The organism is Mesorhizobium sp. WSM4822 (genome assembly GCF_055811155.1).
This window is the reverse complement of sequence record NZ_JBVVQM010000021.1, coordinates 1-22,354: the sequence shown is the minus strand read 5'-3', so window position 1 is coordinate 22,354 and position 22,354 is coordinate 1. Positions and strand designations below refer to the sequence as shown.

Annotated in this window: 18 protein-coding genes and 3 pseudogenes; 15 read left to right on the top strand and 6 right to left on the bottom strand. The window is 59.9% G+C overall.

Going from position 1 to position 22,354, the window contains the following annotated elements; genetic code table 11:
* Positions 1-13 precede the first annotated feature (13 nt).
* The 4 genes and pseudogenes from AC0L3E_RS31785 to AC0L3E_RS31770 all read right to left on the bottom strand — a co-directional run bounded on the left by AC0L3E_RS31785 (position 14) and on the right by AC0L3E_RS31770 (position 4,811).
* The gene (locus AC0L3E_RS31785) at positions 14-583 is read right to left on the bottom strand and encodes a nuclear transport factor 2 family protein (RefSeq protein WP_473606542.1); all 570 of its coding nucleotides are present in this window, start codon (positions 581-583) and stop codon (positions 14-16) included.
* 126 nt (positions 584-709) lie between these two features.
* Positions 710-880, bottom strand: a pseudogene (locus AC0L3E_RS31780) (ferredoxin); the annotation flags it as partial.
* 45 nt (positions 881-925) lie between these two features.
* The gene (locus tag AC0L3E_RS31775) at positions 926-2,143 is read right to left on the bottom strand and encodes a cytochrome P450 (RefSeq protein WP_473606519.1); all 1,218 of its coding nucleotides are present in this window, start codon (positions 2,141-2,143) and stop codon (positions 926-928) included.
* A gap of 1,606 nt (positions 2,144-3,749) precedes the next feature.
* Positions 3,750-4,811 carry a hemin-degrading factor gene (locus AC0L3E_RS31770; protein ID WP_473606518.1) on the bottom strand — a complete coding sequence of 354 codons (1,062 nt, stop codon included), beginning with the start codon at positions 4,809-4,811 and terminating at the stop codon, positions 3,750-3,752.
* A 321-nt stretch (positions 4,812-5,132) separates the two neighbouring features.
* Here AC0L3E_RS31770 and AC0L3E_RS31765 point away from each other — a divergent pair, with 321 nt between their 5' ends.
* From AC0L3E_RS31765 to AC0L3E_RS31695, 15 genes are all read left to right on the top strand, one after another.
* Positions 5,133-5,453 (top strand): iron-sulfur cluster assembly accessory protein, encoded by a 321-nt coding sequence (locus AC0L3E_RS31765; RefSeq protein WP_473606517.1) that lies wholly within the window; start codon positions 5,133-5,135, stop codon positions 5,451-5,453.
* 169 nt (positions 5,454-5,622) lie between these two features.
* Positions 5,623-6,840: a cysteine desulfurase NifS gene (gene nifS, locus AC0L3E_RS31760; RefSeq protein ID WP_473606515.1), complete on the top strand. Its 1,218-nt coding sequence runs from the start codon at positions 5,623-5,625 to the stop codon at positions 6,838-6,840.
* Positions 6,841-7,391: 551 nt separating this feature from the next.
* Positions 7,392-7,769 carry a nitrogenase stabilizing/protective protein NifW gene (gene nifW / locus AC0L3E_RS31755; RefSeq protein WP_473602954.1) on the top strand — a complete coding sequence of 126 codons (378 nt, stop codon included), beginning with the start codon at positions 7,392-7,394 and terminating at the stop codon, positions 7,767-7,769.
* 157 nt (positions 7,770-7,926) lie between these two features.
* Positions 7,927-8,775 (top strand): electron transfer flavoprotein subunit beta/FixA family protein, encoded by an 849-nt coding sequence (locus AC0L3E_RS31750; RefSeq protein ID WP_473564606.1) that lies wholly within the window; start codon positions 7,927-7,929, stop codon positions 8,773-8,775.
* 18 nt (positions 8,776-8,793) lie between these two features.
* Positions 8,794-9,903 carry an electron transfer flavoprotein subunit alpha/FixB family protein gene (locus tag AC0L3E_RS31745; RefSeq protein WP_473606514.1) on the top strand — a complete coding sequence of 370 codons (1,110 nt, stop codon included), beginning with the start codon at positions 8,794-8,796 and terminating at the stop codon, positions 9,901-9,903.
* Positions 9,904-9,914: 11 nt separating this feature from the next.
* Positions 9,915-11,222 carry an FAD-binding protein gene (locus AC0L3E_RS31740; protein WP_473606513.1) on the top strand — a complete coding sequence of 436 codons (1,308 nt, stop codon included), beginning with the start codon at positions 9,915-9,917 and terminating at the stop codon, positions 11,220-11,222.
* 12 nt (positions 11,223-11,234) lie between these two features.
* A complete protein-coding gene (locus AC0L3E_RS31735) occupies positions 11,235-11,534 on the top strand; it encodes a ferredoxin family protein (protein WP_473606511.1) in 300 nt (99 codons plus the stop codon).
* Positions 11,535-11,701: 167 nt separating this feature from the next.
* On the top strand, positions 11,702-13,459 hold the full coding sequence (gene nifA / locus AC0L3E_RS31730) for a nif-specific transcriptional activator NifA (protein WP_473606510.1): 1,758 nt from the start codon (positions 11,702-11,704) through the stop codon (positions 13,457-13,459).
* A 498-nt stretch (positions 13,460-13,957) separates the two neighbouring features.
* Positions 13,958-15,439, top strand: coding sequence for a nitrogenase cofactor biosynthesis protein NifB (gene nifB, locus AC0L3E_RS31725; protein WP_473606509.1), 1,482 nt, complete (start codon positions 13,958-13,960; stop codon positions 15,437-15,439).
* 32 nt (positions 15,440-15,471) lie between these two features.
* Positions 15,472-15,666 (top strand): 4Fe-4S dicluster domain-containing protein, encoded by a 195-nt coding sequence (locus tag AC0L3E_RS31720; RefSeq protein ID WP_027162783.1) that lies wholly within the window; start codon positions 15,472-15,474, stop codon positions 15,664-15,666.
* An 88-nt stretch (positions 15,667-15,754) separates the two neighbouring features.
* A complete protein-coding gene (locus AC0L3E_RS31715) occupies positions 15,755-16,057 on the top strand; it encodes a nitrogen fixation protein NifZ (RefSeq protein ID WP_473606508.1) in 303 nt (100 codons plus the stop codon).
* Positions 16,054-16,266: a putative nitrogen fixation protein NifT gene (gene nifT / locus AC0L3E_RS31710; RefSeq protein ID WP_027162785.1), complete on the top strand. Its 213-nt coding sequence runs from the start codon at positions 16,054-16,056 to the stop codon at positions 16,264-16,266. Before AC0L3E_RS31715 ends, nifT begins: the two co-directional genes overlap by 4 nt.
* A 39-nt stretch (positions 16,267-16,305) precedes the next feature.
* On the top strand, positions 16,306-17,190 hold the full coding sequence (locus tag AC0L3E_RS31705; protein WP_473606507.1) for an SIR2 family NAD-dependent protein deacylase: 885 nt from the start codon (positions 16,306-16,308) through the stop codon (positions 17,188-17,190).
* Positions 17,191-17,282: 92 nt separating this feature from the next.
* Positions 17,283-19,145: an ABC transporter ATP-binding protein gene (locus AC0L3E_RS31700; RefSeq protein WP_473606506.1), complete on the top strand. Its 1,863-nt coding sequence runs from the start codon at positions 17,283-17,285 to the stop codon at positions 19,143-19,145.
* Entirely contained in the window at positions 19,145-21,049 is a 1,905-nt protein-coding gene (locus AC0L3E_RS31695) for an ABC transporter ATP-binding protein (protein ID WP_473606505.1), read from the top strand. Before AC0L3E_RS31700 ends, AC0L3E_RS31695 begins: the two co-directional genes overlap by 1 nt.
* A gap of 156 nt (positions 21,050-21,205) precedes the next feature.
* Here the strand turns inward: AC0L3E_RS31695 and AC0L3E_RS31690 are convergent.
* Together AC0L3E_RS31690 and AC0L3E_RS31685 are read right to left on the bottom strand one after the other, a co-directional pair.
* Positions 21,206-21,990, bottom strand: a pseudogene (locus tag AC0L3E_RS31690) (ISNCY family transposase); the annotation flags it as partial.
* A gap of 23 nt (positions 21,991-22,013) precedes the next feature.
* Positions 22,014-22,354: pseudogene (locus AC0L3E_RS31685) on the bottom strand (type III secretion protein); the annotation flags it as partial.

The window sequence follows — 22,354 nt, the reverse complement described above, 5'->3', positions numbered from 1 at the left end:
GGCGTTGGAAGGCTCACAGTCCGTAGTCATATTGATGCGGTTGCGTGGTTGTGAAGGCGTCGTCATGAGAAGCAATGCGACGCTTGCCCAGCGCATAGACCGGATCGTCCGGATAGGGTGCTCCAATCGGCTGTCGCGTGCCGAAGCGTTCTGCCTCCAGGACCAAGGTTGGGATCTGCTCCTCCAGCCAGTCATAGACAACGGTCCGTTCGGCAATCCGCCACTCCCCTTCCCGCTTTTGAAACAGATCGCAGTAGCGCCCGCATAAAAAGAGCTGACGCACTTCTCCGCCTTTGTCCGGTCCGCGTTGCAGCGCGGTGAAATAGCTCTCGACCGTGGCCTCCGCCGCGTCAATGAATTCGATCAGGATGTTCGTGATCTGATGGATGTTGCGCGGTCCGGTCTTGAAGACATCGAGCGCATACCGAATGAAGCCCTCCGCCGAGCCGCGATACGCCCCGTGGCTGTCATGCGCGTCGGGCCAGTACGCGCTGCGCAGCACCGCCTCATCGGCGCGGTCTGTCCCGCGGCAATACCGAAAGAGGCAGTCCCGGATCGCCTCGCGGTCGAGCAGTTCGATGATTCTTGCTTGGCCCGACGGGTCTGTCGCAGATTCGGCGGTTCTGACGTGTTCCGGGACCTCTGTCTTCGGTTTGAGAGTGGCCTCCGAAACGATTCGCGCAGCGGGGGGATCGTCGATTTCCAGCGCAAGTTCGGGGCAGGATCGCACCCCATCCGACGCAAGCATTTGCTCCCCGTCCGCAACCTCAATGTCACCGGGGAGGATGTAACCTGCCTCGTCCAGCTTGAAGACTGCCGGCGCTCGCGCCGCGCATTGCGCATGGCCCTGACATCTGGCTTGGTGAACGATGATGCGCAAGGCGACCTCCAACGTCTGTGCCCCCGGCTTCGGGCCGGGCTAGGTTTAGCCCCACTCCAGGATCAGATTTTCAATCCCGAACAGTTGGCCGCCATGGGTGATGGGTGCTGTTCCCTCCTTGATCCGAAAGGGCGGCAGGCGCGCCAGCCATTCCTCCAGGCCAATGACAATTTCGCGGCGGGCAAGATGTGAGCCAAGGCAACGGTGGGGACCATAGCCAAAGGCGGCGTGGCGGATGCCTTCTCGCGTCAGATCGACCGTGTTGGGGTCTTCGAATTCCGCCGGGTCACGATTTGCAATCATTGTGGCGCAGGAAACAAAGTCCCCCTTGCGGATCGGCGCGCCTTCGAAGTCGATATCTCTTCGTGCCACGCGGATCAGATGGACGGTCGGAAAGGCGCGCAGCAGTTCTTCGGCTGCGCGCACGATCCGGTCCGGTTCTTTTCGGAGCAATTCCTGATTTTCCAGGTTTCGCGCGAGATAGGCCAAGTCAAAGCCTATGGCTGTAGCGACCGTGTCGAGCCCGGCCACCAAAACCAGCACGCCAATGCCACGGACCTCCTGGTCTGTCAGCCCGCGGCCCTCGACCTGCGCCTGCACAATGAAGCTCATGAAATCGTCAACGGGCTTTTTGCGGCGCATCGCCGCCAGCTCGTCTATGAACGCTACAATCGTCCGAGCCGCCGCCGGCCTTCTCACATCATCGCCGTGGAGCAGATCTCTCGCCCAGGCAACAAACGTCTCAAGACGGTGCTCCGGCAGTCCGATGAATCGAAGGAAGATGCTGACCGCGAAAGGAAAGGCGAAATCCTTCATGACATCGCAGCTTGTGCCCGACGAGGCGATCCTCGTGATAAGCGCTATCGCTCGCTCGCGGATGGCGGGCTCCAGTTCCGTTACACGCTTCGGCGAAAAGAGCGGATTGAGCAATGAGCGAAAGACTGCATGGGAAGGGGGATCGAGTTCGAGCGGGATCGTCGGCCAGTCTTCGCCCAGTGCGGATGCGAAGACGTTGCGATGACTGGAAAAGTTTTCGGTCTCCTGCAGCACCCGGCGCTGATCTGCGGCGCGAGTGATGACCCAAGCACCCTCCCCGGTACGCGTGTTCCAGGGCGAATAAAAGATTCGCGGTCCGGCATGCACGCAAGCGATTGCTGCGTGCGGGTCGCCGTTGGGCGCCGGAGCCATGCCTGGCGACGAAAAGAGGCTGAAGTCGCCTACCATTTCCGGCGGGACATGATCTGGAACCGGGTGGGTCGCCATTTGGTTCTCCTGAGTTCAGGCGTTTACGCTCGGTTGAGATCGCAAGGCTGTTCGCCACCGCTGGGCACAATGCACCGCCGACACGCCTCCGATGACAAAATCGAGCAAGTTGCGTGCCGAGCAAGCGACCATCGGCACCCCGCTCATTCTGCGTTGCGGCGGTCCGTATGGGGCTACCATTTGGCGGGCATCAGACATTCTTGTCCGTTTCAGACACGACAGGATGGCGCATGAAGATCGAACGGGGAGCCTAGTGGACCGAGGCCGAGTATCGATCGAGGTTACCTGCCACTCCGGACGCAGCTCGGCGGCAGAAAAGCCGCTCGCCGCGCGCCCTCCACAAGCGCCGTAGCGAGCGAGCGGCTTTGCGTCGTCGTCGACACTTTCTCGATAACTCGGATTGCTGAGACCAATCCGAGGGAGGCTCGAGGACCGACCTGAAACGCACATTGCTGGCTGAGGTCAAATCAATAGGGCAGCCCGTCAGGCTCGCGACGCTATTTCCCAGGTACAGCGGTCAGCCGCGCGGCTAGAAAAGCAAGCCGTTCTGATTTTTATCACCCCGTTGCTAACGCCGCAGACGCGGGACATCTGCACCGAAGCCGGCATTAATTTTCTGGATTTCGAGGGAAATTGCGCCTGGCTTTTGACGGGATCTTTGTCGAACGCATCGTGCCAGCAAGCCCATATTTGGTGAATGCCGTCTACAGAATTTCATTGTGAGGCCGGCTTTCAGCATTTGCTGAAAATACGTACAGCAGTGAAATACTAGGCGGAGGGGCGCAGTTTGGAAGAGGAACCAACTACCCGCCGGAGCCGATGATCTCCATCGCGAACTCGTCAGGCACGAGTTCCGCGTGAAATGCGCCCGCAAGCTCCGATATCCAGTCTCTGACAAAAACAGTTTACCCAATTCAACGGCATTGGCGCTGAAATTCATCCACCAGCTGTAACGCGCACCGATTCCGAACATGCCCTCCATATCGATGCGAACGCGCATCTAACCGGGGGGGAATGCGAACGACCCAGACGCTCATAGCAAGTACCATGTGTAACACCCCGTATGTGGCACTCGGGCCGGCCCAAGCCCCAATTTTCCTTGGCCAGAGGCGGAAGAAGACCTATGTCGGGCCGCGCATCAGCATCGGGACGCTAGCTTTTCGAGCTCAGCATCAGACGCCGAGGCCCCCTGCTGCTGATGGAAAATTCGAGGATGCCTTTGTGGAGGCCGTGCTCTGGAAATTTGACTCAGCCGCCAATCGACTTCACCTGGACCAATTCCTGCCGCCGCTGCCGTAGATGGCGGGCACCCGAAAAATTGACTGACACACACCCGCCGGCGGCCAGCGGACGCGTTGTGCCTGCATTGAGCAGCTTTACCGCGGGGTTCGGGTTGGGCTCACCGCAACGGCAGCGATGGCGGCCATTCTCGCCAAACGCGGATACGCTCGTGGGAATGGAGCCTGTGCCTGGAGGCGATCCGCGGCGGCCGCCAAATCGCAGCTGTGCCCTGGTTTGCGTTCGCGGCACAGCGATGGTCAGCAAAGTTCAAAGTAGCGGCCCGCACACCGCGCGAGAACGGAAATCAATATGCATCGGTGTTGTCTCAAGCAGCGGTTGAACGGGGAATGCGCGGCAGGTTTTCGGCCAGTGACCGCCAGTCGGCGCGCTCGGATTCGCCTTCCTGGCGCATCCCGAAGAACTGGATGATCATCTTGCCGTCGGCGCCATAAGCTTCAAGTGATGTGAGGTGGCCGTCCCTGGTCGGCTTGCGGACAGCCCAAACCTCGCGGATGTGGTGGGTCTTGAGATGCAGGCGGAAGGTCTCGTCGAGCACATTGATCCAAGGTCCGATCTGCTTGATCGTCTTGATTGGGCCGGAATGGATCTGGATGCAGCCACGATTGCCGACGAAGCACAGGATGGGCATCTCGTCTTCGGCCGCACGATGGAACATCGAGCCAAGCGCAGCATGGTCGAGCAACCAGGCGTAGTCGTCGCCGACCATTCGCACCGCCTGGCGGCGGCTGAGGTTGAGCGCCTTCAGCATGCCGAAGAACTGGTGCACGTCAGTCAGCTGACTCCAGTGCTCGCGTAGGTCATCGATCGTAGCGGCTTGGTCCGGATTCTTTGCGTCCTTTTCGGCCGACTTCGTCTCAACCGAGATGATCGGCTCCTGGTTGCCGGATTCGAGCTCGTCTATCAGTTTTCGATAGGCATGGAGGTTTGAGGACGGTCTCAGATATACCTTGTGCACGGCCTCGCCTGCCGCGTCGAAGAACAGCAGCCCGCGGCGGATTTCCTCCGCTTCGCGTGTCTCCACGGCAAAGCCATGCGTCCACACCTTCGGAAAGATGCGCAAATCAATGTCATTGCCGAGCACCATGGCGCGATGGTTGCCGGTGAACACCTTGTCGTAGACACCTATCTTCTCATGCATGGCACTGTCATTGCGGGTCAGCGCCATCACCTCGCCGACGGCCTCGAGGCCGGTAAGCACATCATTGACGCGCGGCTCGATACGCAGCGCGCCAAAGCCGCAATGTGCCGCGTAGAGCTCCGCTTCCGAAATGCCCAGTTTGGCGGCGAGATCGCGGCCGCGGATGGTGGGACAGTCTTCGCGTGCACGCCGGATTGCCTCCGGCGAAAGTTCCTCGCGCTGGTGCATGTTTTAACCCCTGCGTTGCGCATATTGTCGGTGTTGGGAGCCTTAGCCCTCGCCACGAGGAGCCTCAAAAGGCGTACCAATTCCTGGAATCATCCCGGAAACCTCGCTTGCATGCAGTTCGACGAGGAACTCGGGTCAATGCAGGTGTGGCGAAACCGACAAATCCGACAATACGCGTCGATGCTCGACGTATACGCGGCAATTCCGAAAGCGGAATCCTGGGCGTGTTGAGGATGTCACGCTGTTCGAAAACGGCTTTTCCCATTGGCACGGTCCATGCACGGTAATCCGCAATTCGTCCGCATCGAGGAGAAACGAGCCATGATCACGCTCACCGACAAGGCGGTTGCCGCCGTCAAGACCGCTCTGTCCGCCGCTAGCGAGCCCGCAGACGGCTTTCGCATCATGGTTGAGGCCGGCGGCTGCTCCGGCTTCAAATACTCATTGGGCCTGGAGAGCGTCTCGCGCGAGGGCGACGCCATTGTCGAGACAGATGGGATCAAAGTGTTTGTTGACGCCGACTCCCAACCGCATGTCGCCGGCATGGCCGTCGACTTCATCACGGGTCTCGAATCCTCCGGCTTTGTTTTCGACAATCCTAACGCGCGGGAAAAGTGCTCCTGCGGCAAGTCATTCGGCTGATCGTCCAAGAAGGGAGAGGGCGCCTTCGGTGAGCTTGGCGGTGGCCCTGGTCCCGGGCCTGCGTTCAATCTGTGGAGACTTGCGCAGGCTCTGGATCGCACTCTCAACGGCGCAGGCTCGATGCGACCAGGCCGCGCTTGACGGCATTCAGCTCGATTGGAGACCACCGATGACAGTTGTCCATCTCGACAACAACGCAACGACCCGGGTCGATCCCGCGGTCGTTAATGCGATGTTGCCGTTCCTTACCGATAAATTCGGCAACCCTTCGTCGGCGCACCGTTTTGGCGCCTTTGCCGGCGCTGCTTTGGCAAAGGCGAGGCGTCAGTTGCAGGCGCTGATCGGGGCGCAGTTCGACGATGAGATCACCTTCACCTCGGGTGGAACGGAAAGCGACAATGCGGCCATTCTTTCGGCGCTCGAGGTGATGCCGGATCGAACGGAGATCGTGACGTCCGCTGTGGAACATCCTGCTGTGCTGACCCTGTGCGCTCATCTTGAGGAGACGGGCCGCGCTAAGGTGCACAGGATCCCGGTGGACCGCCATGGCCGGCTGAACGTCGATGCTTACCGGGCCGCGCTTACCCCAAACGTGGCGGTCGTCTCGATCATGTGGGCCAACAACGAGACTGGTACGATCTTCCCCGTCATCAAGCTCGCCGAATTGGCCAAGGATGTCGGCGCCATTTTCCACACTGATGCCGTGCAGGCCGTCGGCAAGCTCCCGATCGACCTGAAATCAGCCCCTATCGACATGCTGTCGCTCTCCGGCCATAAATTCCATGGGCCAAAAGGGATAGGCGCACTTTTCGTCAAGCGCGGCGTGCCGTTCCACGCTATGATCAAGGGCGGTCACCAAGAGAGCGACCGGCGTGCGGGCACCGAAAACACGCCCGGCATAGTCGGGCTCGGCATGGCCGCCGAACTTGCCTTGAAATTCATGGATGACGAGACCAAGCGGATAAAGTGGCTCCGCGACCGGCTGGAGAACGGGCTTATCCAGCGTGTCCCAAACAGCTTCGTCAATGGCGATCCCCTAGTGCGCTTGCCGAACACCGCAAACATCGCCTTCGAACGTATTGAAGGCAATGGGATCCTGCATCTCCTGGACCGCAAGGGTATCGTCTGCTCCTCGGGGTCCGCCTGCACATCAGGCTGTGCGGAGCCAAGCCATGTGCTGAGAGCGATGGAAATGCCACATGCGGCGGTCCGCTTCTCTTTCGCGCGTGACAACGGACAAGAAGACGTGGACCGGGTGCTCGAGGTCTTGCCTTCGGTCGTGGAGACGCTGCGCCACGCCCACAGTTCCGGGTCGAATGGACGCAGCGCCGATGCTCTCCAATGCGTTCCAGGTCTCAGCGGCAGAAGAACTGGCGTCCATTCGTGAGCAGCCAGGTCTTCTCGAGGAGGCCACCCTGCGCGAGGTCGAGCAGGCTCCCGGCGTTGCCTCGAGGGCGGAAAGCTTGCGACCGCCTGCTTGCGGCAGCCGGCTTGCCTGGGATCGAGATAGGGCACGCGGGCATGGGAACTGATGAGATCGAAGCAGTTTGCGCCGTGGTCATACGGAGTTTCCCGGTGCGGCTGACGGCATGGTGCCGGATGACCTCACACGATCTCAGTGCGTGGTCGAGAGCGGCGTCTGCGCTCTCAATCTGTCGTCCATCGGATGTCTAGCTCGTCACCAAGCGGGAGGAGCGCCACAGCCCATCGAGCATATGGTCGCGCGCGGCCGCCAGCAGCTCTGCGGCCTATCCTCTGCCTGGTGCTCGCGCCAGACCTCGGTCGCGGCAGAGCGCCAGGCAACGGAGCCCAGTTGTGTCGACGAGGCGATTGCGGCGCTGGCTGAGCGGCATTCGTTCATCAACCGCGGCTTTCGGGGCTGCATGTCGAATGTGCGACGAACGCAACAAACCACCGTTTCCGACAAGGGAGAATGCAATGAATTGTTCCGCTGACAGCAGTCCCATCGACGTCACCAACATACTCACGCGCCTGAAAGGCCTCTCATCCGCCGAGGAGTTCTTCGCTGTCCTTGGCGTCACGTATGATCCGAAGGTGCTCAATGTCTCGCGGCTGCATATCCTCAAGCGTGTGGGCCAATACCTTGTCGAGGAAGATTTCTCCGGTCTGCCCGACCAGGTGATTGCCGCGCGCATGCGCGCCATGCTGGTACGCGCCTACGAGGAATTCGCGATTTCCTCGCCGCTCACGCACCGGGTTTTCAAGGTGCTCAAAGATCATGATCCGGACAAACCTCACACGCCAGGCCGCACATTCGTTCCGTTCGACACGGTCCTGAAGCGGTTCGGCGAATAAGCCACATAGTTGCGACGCGACAATGTCGACAAGCCGACAATTCGGACGTCGAAACCGGGGGCTTCAATGGACACGGGCGCCCGCAAATGCCTGGCACGAATGATGCAAACAAGAACGCGCACCGCCAGCCCGCATCGGGATAACGCAGAGAACGCCAATGCATATCGTCGTCAGCATCAAGCAGGTGCCGGACTCGGCACAGATACGGGTCCATCCGGTGACGAACACCATCATGCGCCAGGGCGTGCCGACCATCATCAACCCTTACGATCTGTTCGCGCTGGAAGAAGCTCTCAGGCTACGCGACGCCTATGGTGGGGAGGTCACCGTGCTGACTATGGGTCCACCTATGGCCGAGGACTCCCTGCGCAAGGCGCTTGGCTACGGCGCCGATCGCGCGGTGCTTTTGACCGACCGCTACTTTGCCGGTTCCGACACGCTGGCCACCTCCTTTGCTCTTTCCCAGGCAATCGCGAAGATCGGCGATACGTTCGGCACGCCGGACGTGGTCTTCACGGGCAAACAAACGATCGACGGCGACACCGCCCAAGTCGGGCCCGGCATCGCCAAGCGTCTCGATCTGCTTCAACTCACCTATGTCGCGAAAATCGCCTCCATTGATCTTGCTGCAGGCGAGATCACGGTCGAGCGCCGTTGCGAGGGCGGCACCCAGAAGCTGAAGAGCAGGCTGCCTTGCCTCATCACCATGCTGGAAGGCACAAACGAGATGCGCCGGGGTTCGATCGAAGACGCGCTTTGCGCCGCACGTAGCCAGATTGTGAAATGGAGCGCGGCCGAGGCCGGCATTGAAGACCTCACCAAATGCGGCTTGCGTGGCTCGCCGACGGTCGTCAAACGCGTTTTTGCCCCTAGCGCCCGGTCGGAAAAGGCCGCGCAGATTGAGACCGCGGAGAAGACACTGCGCGATGTCGCCGACGAACTGATCGGTGCAATCTTCACCCGCCAGCCGGCGCTGGAACCGGAACTCGCCTTCGAGGGCGCGTGACGGCAAGGAGCAGACCATATGTCGAGCACGAACTCAGACGCCCCTCGGCAGCCCCCCGGCCGTGCCGGGATGAAGAAAGAGCTTCCCGAGCGTTTCAGGGACTATCGGCACGTCTGGGTTTTCATCGAGCTCGAACGCGGCCATGTCCACCCGGTATCCTTCGAGCTGCTGGGCGAGGGCCGCAAGCTGGCGGACGAACTTGGCGTCCAGCTCGCGGGTGCTGTGCTCGGACCCCCGGGAGATGCCACCCACAACGCAGTCGCCGAGGCCTTCGCCTATGGCGCCGATCTCGTCTACCTCGTTGAGGCGCCGCTGCTCGCCGCCTATCGCAATGAGCCTTTCACCAAGGCGATGACGGATCTGGTTGATACTTACAAACCCGAGATCCTGCTTCTGGGCGCAACCACGCTCGGCAGGGATCTCGCCGGGTCCGTCGCAACCACCTTGCTGACAGGGCTAACCGCCGACTGCACCGAACTCGACGTGGATGCTGACGGTTCGCTCGCCGCGACCCGCCCGACTTTTGGCGGTTCCTTGCTATGCACGATCTACACGCTCAACTACAGGCCGCAGATGGCGACGGTGCGACCGAGGGTCATGCCCATGCCGCAGCGGACCGACAGAGCGATCGGGCGTGTCATCCCGCACAAGCTGTCGCTCGCCGAGGACGACATCGTCACCAAGGTGCTGGGATTCCTTCCGGATAGCCAGTCGGGCATCGCCAATCTCGCCTATGCGGACGTGGTTGTTGCGGGAGGGCTTGGTCTCGGCGGAGCGGAGAACCTGCAGCTTATAAAGAGTCTCGCGCGCGTGATAGGCGCCGAATTCGGCTGTTCGAGGCCCCTGGTTCAAAAGGGCTGGATGTCGGCCGATCGGCAGATCGGCCAAACAGGCAAGACAATCCGGCCAAAGCTTTACATAGCGGCCGGCATTTCCGGCGCCATCCAGCACCGCGTTGGAGTTGAGGGAGCCGATCTTATCGTGGCCATCAACACCGACCCGAACGCGCCGATTTTCGATTTCGCCCACCTCGGGATCGTCACCGATGCGGTGCGCTTCTTGCCGGCTTTGATCGAGGCCTTCACCCGGCGGCTGTCACCGCACAGTCGCGACAAGCTTGCGAGCTAAGGCAGATGCAGATGATCAAGGAAGAGTTCGACGCCATTGTCATCGGCGCCGGAATGGCCGGGAACGCAGCTGCCTACACTTTGGCAAGCGACGGCTTGAATGTGCTCCAGTTGGAGCGAGGTGAATATCCGGGTTCTAAGAATGTCCAGGGTGCCATCATGTATGCGAACATGTTGGAGAAGATCATTCCGGATTTCCGCGATGATGCACCTCTCGAGCGGCATCTGGTTGAACAGCGGTTATGGGTTATGGACGACACCTCCCACACCGGAATTCACTATCGCTCGGACGACTTCAACGAGGTAAAGCCCAATCGCTATACGATCATCCGTGCCCAGTTTGATAAATGGTTTTCGCGCAGGGTGCGGGAGGCCGGTGCGACCGTTTTGTGCGAGACCACGGTGACGGACCTCGTCCGCGATAGTAAGGGCAAGGTGATCGGCGTCCGCACGGATCGGGCTGGCGGAGTGATTTACGCGGACGTGGTTGTTCTTGCAGAGGGTGTCTGCGGACTGCTTGGCACACGGGGCGGCCTGCGCAAGATGCTGAAGCCGCAATCCGTTGCGCTCGCAGTCAAGGAAATGCATTTCCTGCCCGAAGAGGTCATTGAGCAGCGGTTCGGCGTCAAAGGGGGTGAAGGCTGTGTGATTGAAGCAGTCGGCACGATCTCCCGCGGCATGGCCGGGCTCGGGTTCCTCTACACCAACAAGGAATCGATCTCACTGGGCATCGGCTGCCTCGTCTCGGATTTCGCCGCCAAGATGGAGAGCCCGTACGCCCTTCTCGACGCATTCAAAAACCATCCTTCGGTCCGGCCGCTGATTGCCGGTTCGGAGGTGAAAGAATATGCCGCGCATCTCATTCCCGAAGGTGGCTACAAAGCTATTCCGCAGCTCTTTGGCGACGGTTGGGTGGTTGTCGGCGATGCCGCGCAATTGAACAACGCCGTTCACCGCGAGGGCTCTAATCTTGCCATGACCTCGGGCCGCATCGCGGCGGAGGCTATCATCCAGGTCAAAAGACGCAACGATCCTTTGACCAAGCGCAACCTCGCCCTTTACAAGGCAATGCTGGACAAATCGTTCGTGATCAAAGACCTGCGGAAATACAAGGACATGCCGGCTTTGCTCCACACGAACGCCTCCAATTTCTTCACGACCTACCCATGGTTGATGTCGCAAGCCGCGCAGAATTTCATGCGAGTCGACGGCACGCCAAAGATCGAGAAGGAAAAGGCGACCACGGCAGCCTTCATCAAGGCACGCTCGCGATGGGGGCTGGTCAGCGACGCGGTTCGCTTGGCGTTGGCGTGGCGGTGAGGCACTGACGACATGACGAACCCGGTGACTAAGTTACGTGTCGAAGACAAGCTTTACCAGAACCGTTATTTGGTGGACCCCGGCCGTGCGCATATAAAGGTGCGAGCGCACGAGCTACCGAGCGCAAGCCTGCTCGCGCTGACCCGCGTCTGTCCAGCAAAATGCTATGAGCTGAACGACAAAGGGCAGGTCGAAATAACAGCCGATGGCTGCATGGAGTGCGGCACCTGCCGCGTTTTGTGCGAGGCCAGCGGCGAGATCGAATGGAACTATCCGCGGGGTGGCTTCGGCGTCCTCTTCAAGTTCGGATGATCGGCCTTGGCACCCGTTTCAGTGGGTGTGAAGCCGTGCACCCCGAAGTTCGACAAAGGGCAATCTTACCGGCACCATCGCGCCACGTGCGGAGGGGGTGAACGTCCTGAACTGATGAAAAGGCGCTTGGGAGGAGCACCCCTGACCACAACCGCTGAGGTCTTTCCATGGCTCACATATACACGGATCGGGTCAACGAAGCAGGACGTCGAGACACCTTCCGCAAACCCGCCAGTGAGGGGATGTTCGAAGCAGATGACTGGCTCAGGGGAATTTACGAGGTCTCGAAGGCGCTGACGGCTCCCGCCCGGCTGGAGGTTACGCTCACCAACGTCGTGAACACGCTCCCGTCATTTGTGCAAATGCGCCATGGAGCCATCTTTGTCCTGGAGTCAGAAGGTGAGCCGGAGATCGCCGCGAGTGCCGGCAGCGCCCCATCAGGCACTCGCCCCGTCATACCAAAGGCCGCAATAAATCAAATTGCCGCTACCGGCACGCGGCTCGTCATCGCGGACCTCAGGACGTCCGAGTTTTTTCAGAGCGACCTTCAGACATGTCCTGACGTCAATTTCCGCCCGATGGCCTTTATCGGTGTCCCGGTTAAGGCCGAGGACAGGATCCTTGGGACGTTGTCGATCGTAAGAGACAGCGACTACGGGTCCCGCTACGATGAGGACATCTGCTTCCTGACGATGGTGGCCGATCTCGTCGGCCGCACCGTTCGCCTCCATCGCGGCTTGACCAGCGATTGTGAGCGGCGCGTCGATGAGCTCTGGGGAGCGGAGACTTCGTCCGATAAGGCCCGGACCGACGCGGTCCCGCGTGCGCCTGTCAAAATTGATGGGATCATCGGGGAAAGCCCCGCACTCAAGCAGGTGCTCGAAACAGTCTCCATTGTAGCAAGGACGAATTCCACCGTGCTTCTGAGGGGCGAGAGCGGCACCGGCAAGGAGTTTTTCGCGCAAGCCATACACAGGCTCTCGCGCCGGCGAGCGAAGTCTTTCGTCAAGTTGAACTGCGCCGCACTGTCCGAAAGCGTTCTGGAGTCGGAGCTGTTCGGACATGAAAAAGGTGCCTTCACAGGGGCAATTTCCCAGCGCGCCGGCCGTTTTGAACTGGCAAATGGGGGAACGCTGCTCCTCGACGAAATCGGCGAGATTTCGCCTGCCTTCCAAGCCAAGCTGTTACGCGTCTTGCAGGAAGGCGAACTGGAGCGTGTCGGTGGTAGCAAGACGCTGCAGGTCGACGTGCGACTTATATGCGCCACCAACAGGGATCTCGAATCGGCTGTCGTAAACGGGGATTTCAGGGCCGACCTTTATTACCGCATCAATGTGGTGCCAATCATCCTGCCTCCGCTCAGAGACCGACCGGGGGATATTCCTCGGCTTGCGAACGCCTTCCTCGAGCGATTCAACAAGGCGAACCATCTCGAACTCGCCTTCGCGCCGCCGGCGCTCGAGTTTATCTCGCAATGCTACTTCCCCGGTAACGTCCGCGAATTGGAGAACTGCATACAAAGGACGGCTACGCTAGCGCGTTCAAGGACAATCGCTCCATCGGATTTTGCCTGCAACAATAACCAATGCCTGTCCTGGCTCCTTTGGAAAAGAGCTGATCATTCGCACAGCGGCAATACCGGCAACCAGCGCTTTCGAAGCAATATGATGCCCGCCGGATTGCCGATGCCGGGCGGGCGTTTCGGCGCCCCGCAGGACAACGTGCGACCCCATACTGCCGACCCTGCAAAGGAGGATCCCGCTCTCCCCGCAATAGGCCCGCGCCTGACGGAACGCGACCGGCTGATCGATGCGATGGAGAAGGTCGGCTGGGTTCAGGCCAAGGCCGCTCGTGTCCTCGGCGTCACGCCGCGCCAGGTCGGGTACGCTTTGCGCCGACACGGTATCGAGGTGAAGAAATTTTAGCATCCTCATGACGTGGAGAACGAGAACACTGCGCCAGCTACGCGAACTGTGTCGGAGCCCAAGCCAAAGTAGCGCGAGCGTGTGATGCGGTCACGCCCCCTTTATCACCTGCCCTTTCCGTCGTCTTGCCGATCGCAGAAAGGAGAGCCACACCCTCCTGGATCGGAACCCTGCAGACTCAGTCGAGCAGTGGCAACTTCACCACGGACGAATGCGCGTGGCCGAGAGCCGGCTGAGCGGTCGGCGCGCGTGATCGCCCTCGGCGTAATTCCCGCCCGGTTTTGCGACAAGGATGTTGTCTTTCTTGAACTGATTGTCCGACCGGAGTCGTCTTCCTCACCTTCTGAGCGTGCCCCTGTTAGAAGTCCGACAAAGCTATGTCGGAGCAACTCCATGATCTCAGACGCGGAAACCCAATTCGTGAGCTAGCGCCACGTTTTGAGTTGGCATTGCTCTTGCGCTTCGAACGGCGACGTTAACCCGTAATGGAGCCGCTCAATGGCCGCACCGGCGATTTCAGTTGAGAGCCTGACCGGCGCGAGGGTCTCCGACCGGTTGCTGGTGAGTGCCCAGTCGGGTGGTTGCACATCTTCCTCCTGCGGAGCGTCGACAGGGCCGGACGATGTGGATCCGACCATCTGGGACAAGATCAAGGACCACCCGTGCTTTTCAGAAGAGGCGCACCACTATTTCGCGCGCATGCACGTCGCCGTCGCCCCGGCCTGCAATGTCCAGTGCAACTACTGCAATCGCAAATATGACTGCGCCAACGAAAGCCGGCCCGGGGTTGTCTCGGAAAGGCTGACGCCCGATCAGGCAGTACGCAAGGTGATCGCGGTCGCCAATGAAGTGCCGCAGCTTTCGGTGCTTGGCATCGCCGGACCGGGTGATGCCTGCTACGACTGGGAGAAGACGAAGGCCACGTTCGAACGCGTCGTCGGGGAAATCCCCGACCTCAGGCTTTGCGTCTCCACGAACGGGCTCGCGCTGCCGGACCATGTCGACCAGCTTGCCGACATGAATGTCGATCACGTGACGATCACAATCAACATGGTCGATCCGGAAATCGGTGCAAAAATCTATCCCTGGATCTTTTACGGTCACCGCCGCTATTGCGGCGTCGAAGGCGCCAGAATCCTGCACGAGCGGCAGATGCTGGGGTTGGAGATGCTCAGCGCACGCGGCATCCTCACCAAAATCAATTCGGTGATGATCCCTGGAGTGAATGACCAGCACCTGATTGAGGTGAATAAGTGGGTCAAGCAGCGCGGCGCGTTCCTCCATAACGTCATGCCTCTGATCTCGGACCCGGCGCACGGTACCCACTACGGGTTGACCGGACAGCGTGGCCCAAATGCAATAGAGATGAAGGCTCTTCAGGATCGTCTCGAAGGCGGCGCCAAGTTGATGCGGCACTGCCGGCAGTGCCGGGCAGATGCCGTCGGCCTGCTGGGTGAAGATCGTGGCCAGGAATTCACGATGTCCCACATCCCCGGTGAGCTCACCTACGATGCCAGCAAACGCGGAGCCTACCGGGAGCTGGTCGCGGACGAGCGCCGTGATCACCTGGCGGCCAGAACCGAAGCGCTCGGAGTGGTGAAGACATCGATGTCCGGAAAGTCCCTTCTCATCGGGGTGGCGACCAAGGGCGGCGGCCGCGTCAACGAACACTTCGGCCATGCCAAGGAATTCCAGATGTATGAAGCCTCGACGCGCGGGATCAACTTTGTCGGGCACCGCAAGGTTGAGCAGTATTGCCTCGGGGGTTGGGGCGAGAAGGCCACTCTCGACGGGGTCATCGCTGCGCTGGAAGGCGTGGACGTCGTGCTTTGCGTCAAAATCGGGGACTGCCCCAAGGATCAGCTCGCGGCCGCCGGCATCCGAGCAACCGACGCTTACGGCCATGACTACATCGAAACGGCAATCGGCGCGGTTTACGCCGCCGAGTTCGGCGTCCAGGCACGCGCGGCGACGGCCTGAACCCATCTCATCTACTCGAATCAGGAGTCAAAATGGCTTTCAAGATCATCGCATCCCAATGCACACAGTGCGGCGCTTGCGAATTCGAATGCCCGTCGGGCGCTATCAAGTTCAAAGGCGAGAGCTACGTGGTCGAGCTGCAGAAGTGCACCGAATGCGAGGGAGCTTTCGAAACGCAGCAATGTGCTTCGGTGTGTCCTGTGCCGAAGACCTGCGTTCCTGCCTGAGTCCACGGTTACCCACACAAGTGGCTGCCCCCGGGAATGCCTGCGCGCCTCATCGATGACAGTAGCCCCAGAGAACCAAGGAACCGCCATGTGGCTCGCCCGCGAACTGGAGGTGGAAGTCCGCAAACCTCCCCAATTTCAGCCGGGAGAGCGGGTCCGTGCCACTCGCCACGTTAGGAATGACGGCACCTATCCTGGCAGGGAGATCGGCGAAAATTTGGTGCGCAAGGGTGAAGAGGGTTATGTGCGCGACATTGGCACTTTTCTCCAGCAGTTCTTCATCTACGCGGTCGAATGGATCGACCGTGGGACGGTCGTGGGCATGCGAGCGCGTGAATTGATGAGCCTGGACAAACCCGAAGAAAACGCCAAACAAGGAACGGCCGGATGAAAGTAATGATCCGCAGGACCGATTCGGGATTGTCGGCGTATGTCCCCAAAAAGGATCTCGAAGAGCCGATCATCAAGTTCGAGAACCAAGACCTCTGGGGCGGGGTCGTAACGCTCAGGAATGGGTGGCGGCTCCTCCTACCCGATCTTCCGCCACATACGCGCCTGCCAATCACCGTCGAGGCAAGGAAGCTTCCCGGCGAGGACTGATGCTGCCCCTTCAATGAGAGGCGTCAAGAGGAAAAGAGCATGAACACGATCCCGACTTCGGGCCACCTCGTCGTCGTGCGGGACAGTTTCGCCCGAAAGCTGCTTGAGCTGGCCAGACAAGCGCTCGTCTCGGATCAGGTGATCCCATATCTCGGTCCGGGTCTGCTGCGGCTAAGCTCAGCGGAGTCGGCTGTACCGTGTACCCCGGAGGCCGTCGCCGCCGCGCTCAACACGCGGGCGCCGGCCCCCTCGAAGATCCGCACCAACATGTGGTCAGTCGCGCAATTCATCGAGCAGCGCCGGCATCGCCGCACACTTCAAGCCTGGATGACAGATATATTCGCGGGGCCGACGGCGCCGACGCTCCTTCACAAATGGCTCGCGAAACTCCCGCTCTCCCTCATCATCGACAGCTGGTACGAAGGCGCCATGAGGGCGGCGCTGGCTGAGGCCGGGCGAACCGACGTCGCCGAGATACAAGGCGTCACGCGGGCGAACGAAGTTCGCGACATCTGGACCAGAACCTACGATTTGTTCGGAAAGGAGCTCGAGGCCGGAGCAGCGACAGAGACGGTTCTCTATGCGCCTCACGGCAGTATCAGGCCGGCCGGGAATTTCCTCATCGCCGACTCTGATTATGTCGAAGCCCTGACTGAAATCGATATCCAGACGCCCATTCCTGACGTGGTCAAGGAACGACGCGTCCACCGAGGGTTTTTCTTCGTCGGCTGCCGCTTCAATGATCAGATGCTGCGCATCTACGCCAGGCAGATCATGAAGCGCTCGGAAGGCCCCCGTTACACGATCATGGATGGTGAAACGCTGACCAGAAACGAGGCCCGTTTCCTTGCGGCAAGCGGAATCACTGTGATCGACATGCCAGCGAGCGAAGCCGTGGCGCAACTCGCCGGATCAGCGTCTTGAGCCGATGGTGGCCAGGATCACCTTGGAGGAAATCTTTGGTGTGAGTCGACCGGCTCGCTTCCGAAGGCACAAAATTCAGTCGGGGACATTCTGTGGGCAGTGATGCTGTTGGCGCGACCCTTCTCAAATCTTCCGCGCATGTGAAAGCGGCCGCGTGGGGCGGGGGCTTGAACATACTACTGCGCATTACGCGCATTAATTTGAGGCACCCGTGGCAGGTCGCGCTAGCTATCGGTTCGACGATCATAGCCGTGATCCTGCAGTTGCTAATTCCGTGGCTTCTCGGCTGGGCTGTCGACCAGACCCAGGTGGCAATCGGGAGTGATCTCACGGGGGAGGCCGCAGAACAAACGCTCTGGACTCTGGCTCTCCTGCTGCTCGCAGCGAGTTTGCTGCGCGGCCTCTTCACGATGGCGCAAAACTATTTTTCCGAAGCCGTCGGGCACCACGCCGCGTACGAACTGCGACTGGCTTGTTATGAGAAGGTCCAGCGCCTGAGCTTTTCCTTTCACGACCGGGTGCATTCAGCCGACCTGATCACCCTCGGCATCCTCGATCTCGACGGCGTGCGGATGTATTTTTCCACCGCTCTGGTTCGGTTGCTTATGCTCATCATGCTGATCGGGATCGGCGCGGGCATGATGATTTCTACCGACCCGGTGCTCGGTCTCATCGCGCTGAGCTTTATGCCTTTCGTGGCCTGGCGGTCGTCGGTCACACAGCTTAAGCTACGCGCTATCTGGCTCGACCTGCAGGAGCGGCTTTCCGTCTTAGGCCGCGTGATGGAGGAAAACCTCGCGGGCATCCGCGTTGTTCGGGCGTTTTCGGCACAAGCCTATGAAATGGTAAAGTTCGACCGCGCCTCGAAAAATGCGCTCAAACTCGCCCACAAGCAGGTTAACGTTTATGTGACCAATACCTCGGCAATGACCCTCGCCTTCTTTTTCGCCATGGGGTTGGTTCTTTGGATCGGTTGCAACAAGGTTATCGCCGGCCAGATCAGCGTTGGAACGCTGACGATGTTCCTGACGTTCATGACCATACTGCAAATGCCCGTCCGCCAGATCGGGCTGATGGTGAACGGCTTCGCCCGCGCTTACACTTGCGGTTCGCGTGTATTCGGTCTGCTCGACCAGGACATCACGATCAGGGATGCTTCCGGTGCAAGACAGCTCGAGATCGGCGAAGGCACCCTGCGCTTCGACAATGTCTCGTTTGCATATCCCGGCGCCGGAAACCGCGTTATTCTGAAGAACATCACGTTTAGCGCCCATAGGGGCGAGACGATCGCGATCGTGGGTCCGCCGGGTTCGGGAAAATCGACAATCGCTCACTTAATTCCTCGCTTTTATGACGTGACTGGCGGCACCATCATGCTTGACGGGCAGGACATCCGCAGGGTGACCCTAGCTACGCTTCGCAAGGCGGTCGCCGTCGTACAGCAGGATGCATACCTGTTCACCACCACGATCGAGAACAACATCGCTTATGGCGACCCCTGGGCGAAGGAACAGCGGATTGAACGCGCTAGCGAATCCGCCCAGTTGCACAATTACATCCTTGGCCTGCCCGCGGGCTACAAGACGGTCGTCGGCGAACGTGGTGGATCTCTCTCTGGTGGTCAGCGTCAGCGTCTCACTATAGCTCGCACGATGATGTTGCGCCCATCAATCGTCGTTTTCGACGACTCAACGGCCGCGATCGACGCCGCCACAGAGCAGCGCATCAGCGCGGCGATAGGGCGTTTCGCCAAAGATAGGGTGACGATCATCATCGCGCACCGGCTGAGTTCCCTCAAGCACGCCGACCGGATCCTGTTTGTCGACAACGGCGAGATCGTGGAACGCGGCACCCATCAAGAGCTTTTGGCCAAGCGAGGACGCTATAAGGCCCTTTATGATCTTCAGTTGCGCCCTGGAGATGACATTGCGACCACGTTTGGAGGCGCGCCCTGATGCCCAAGCGGCACGCCAACGAACTCGAAGTCGGACCGAATGATAGCGGTAGACGTCCACCGCGCGCGGTCGTCGGGTCCCATCGCATCGAGGAGGAGATCTTTGGCCGAGCTTTTGACAAGAACATCATTCGCCGCATATGGGCCTTCGTTCATCCCTACCGAGCCATGGCGGTCCTCTCGCTTGCCACATTGTTGATTTTCACTGGCACGCAGCTTCTTATCCCGCTGATCATCCGCTACGCCATCGACCATGCCATAACTCCCGCGGGCGCTGATGCCTCCGCCCTGCTGAAAGCCGCCGTCGCGTTTGCGCTTGCCATTCTGGTTAATTTCGGGGCCGCTTACGCGCAGGAAACCGTGGTAGGGAAAATGGCCGAGAGTGTTCTTTTCGACATCCGCCGCGCCATGTTTGCCCATCTGCAGAAGGTATCGCTCTCCTTCATGGACAAGACCGAGGTAGGACGCCTGATGTCTCGCCTTCAGGGCGACGTCAACTCTATCCACGAATTTCTCGAAAACTCGATCTACTCCGTGGGCGACATTGCGCTTCTGCTCGGCATAATTTTTGTAATGCTGTCGGTCAACTTCAGCCTCGGCTTTCTGACGCTCTCAGTCTTGCCGGCCCTGTTAATTATTCGCATCGTGTGGCTGCCGCGTGCTCGCGAGGCTTTCATGGCTGCGCAAGAGACCAATTCAGTCGTCAACGGCGCATTGGCCGAAGCGATTCAGGGCGTGCGCACCGTCCAGTCCATGGACCGCCAGTGCGTAAACTTCGTATTGTATGACGATAAGGCACATGCCGACCTCAGGACTCACCTGACTGCTGCCAGGTATGCACAGGTCATGGTCCCGATCGTCGATGGCCTCACCGGTCTCGCCATGGCCGTCGTCATTGTGGTCGGCGGCTCCATGATTATGAATGCCCGCATCGGTGTAGGCGTATTGGTCGCCTACATATTCTATATTCAACGCTTCTTTGATCCAATTCGATCCCTTACCCTGCAGTATTCAGTCATGCAGCGCGCGATGGCCTCCGGCAAGCGCCTGATCGATGTGCTCGACGTCAAGGTCGAAGTCCAGGACAAACGGGATGCGAGGGTCCTTTCGCCGGAAATTGACTGCTCGGTCGAGTTCAGGAACGTCACGTTCGGCTACGAGCCCAACCATCCGGTGCTGAAAAACGTCTCCTTCCGGGTCAATCCCGGCGAGACGGTCGCATTAGTCGGGCCGACCGGCTCTGGCAAATCGAGCGCGATGGCCCTCGTTCACCGCTTCTATGATGCTCAGCAAGGCCAAGTGATGGTCGGTGGACATGATGTGCGCGATCTCACACAGGAATCGCTCGGCAACCAGATCGCCATGGTGCTGCAGGAGCCGTTTCTGTTCACCGGCACGATCTTCGAGAACATCCGCTACCACAAGACGGAAGCCACGCGGGACAAAGTGATCGAGGCCGCCAAGGTGGTCGGAGCCCACGCTTTCATCATGAGCCTTCCCGACAGGTATGAAACTCAACTCGTCGAACGCGGCGGCAATCTTTCTCTCGGCCAGCGCCAGCTTGTCAGTTTCGCCCGCGCCCTCGTCGCCGACGCCAAGATCCTCGTTCTTGACGAGGCCACCGCCAGCATCGACAGCTACACGGAAATGCTGATCCAGAAGGCCCTCAGAAAGCTCCTTGAAGGCCGGACTGCGCTTGTCATCGCTCACCGTCTCGCCACAATCCGAGGTGCCGATCGTATCATCGTGCTTCAGAACGGCCGGGTTATCGAGACCGGAAACCATGAAAAACTTATGGCCATGGGCGGGCTCTATTCCAAACTCTATAACCTGAACTACTCGTCATTTGACGATATTCCCGAAGAGGGAGCCGATCCGACCGGACAAGCCGCCTCTCGTACCTGATGCTCCTTGCGAGCCGTATCTGATCGTCTAGCCCGCGCGCTCGTCCTTCCGCATGTGGCTCCAGGGCGACGGGAACATCTCGACTGACACGCTGCAATCGTGAAGAATGATTGGTCCATCACCGATCCAGGCACAACTCGAACAGGACACCCGCGGTTCGCCGCCCAACACTCGCCTTTCGCTCTGTGTGATGATGCGTTCGATCAGCGGCCGATAGTGGCAAACCTGAGCTTGCCAAAGTTCGACGAACGGAGTGGTCGCCACCGCCAACCCGGGCCGCTGCCTGCTGCAGATAGGCCAGTGTGGCGCGGGTGATCCCGATCAGCTCACGGTAGAGTTCGACGCGGTTGGGTCGACCACGTGTGAACTGGATCTTGCGGGCACGCTTCTTAGCCGCGCGGCAATGATCGCGCCATGCCAAACCTGCGCTGCCGATCAAGGTATCAGCGTGCTTCAAACAGGCGCACCATGACCCGGACTGCGTCCCACAGCAGGCTGCTGTCGCTCGGTTCGTGCATGAGTGCTGAAGTCACAGTGCTGTCCAGCCGCACGACAGCGCCGTCTTCCGGCTTTGCCCGCCGGCCATTGGTCATCAGCACGCGATTGATCGCTTCCCAGGTTTCGGACCGGATCGCGCTGATCGTCTTTTGTAGCACCGACTTCTGCGAGCTCCATGACCGCGGCAGACGGGCAAAGGCTCGAACGACGCGGAGTCCTCGAAATGGAACGCCAGCTCCTGGTAGCTCAGCTGGCGGTACTGCTTGAGCAACGCGCAACGCAAGACGGCTTCGGCGGGCAGACCTTGCCATCCGGGTGGCCTTGACGTCGTCTCGACCCAGGTCTCGGGTCACCAATCCGAGCAGATCACGATGTTCATCCAGCCACTACGACATCGCTCTCAGCTCGTGACCGATCTCGTGTGTCACGAAAAGATCGAATATGCTGGCTTACCATGGCCGAGACCTCAACGGCCGGAGCGATCTCTGCTTCTCGAGGCAGCCATCAGGTCGTCTCGGGCGTGACTGAAGTCGCGGTTTATGGCCTGTCCGACTAGACCACCCCGCCGCAGCTGTTCATAGGAGATTTGCGTACCTGTCGCACGGACTTCAGCCTCAAGATCTGCTATGTGGCCGTCCAGATTCGCATTCCGTTCCTCTGCTGCATGCTGCGGCGGAGTCATGTGCGGCAAGATATCTTGCATGCCAGGAACTGCGTGAGCTTGGGCCTCTTGATTTGCGTCGAACTGGTGATACGCCGCCAATTGCGGCGGCTCGACAGGAGGCCGGGGCAGCGAGTCCAGTTGGT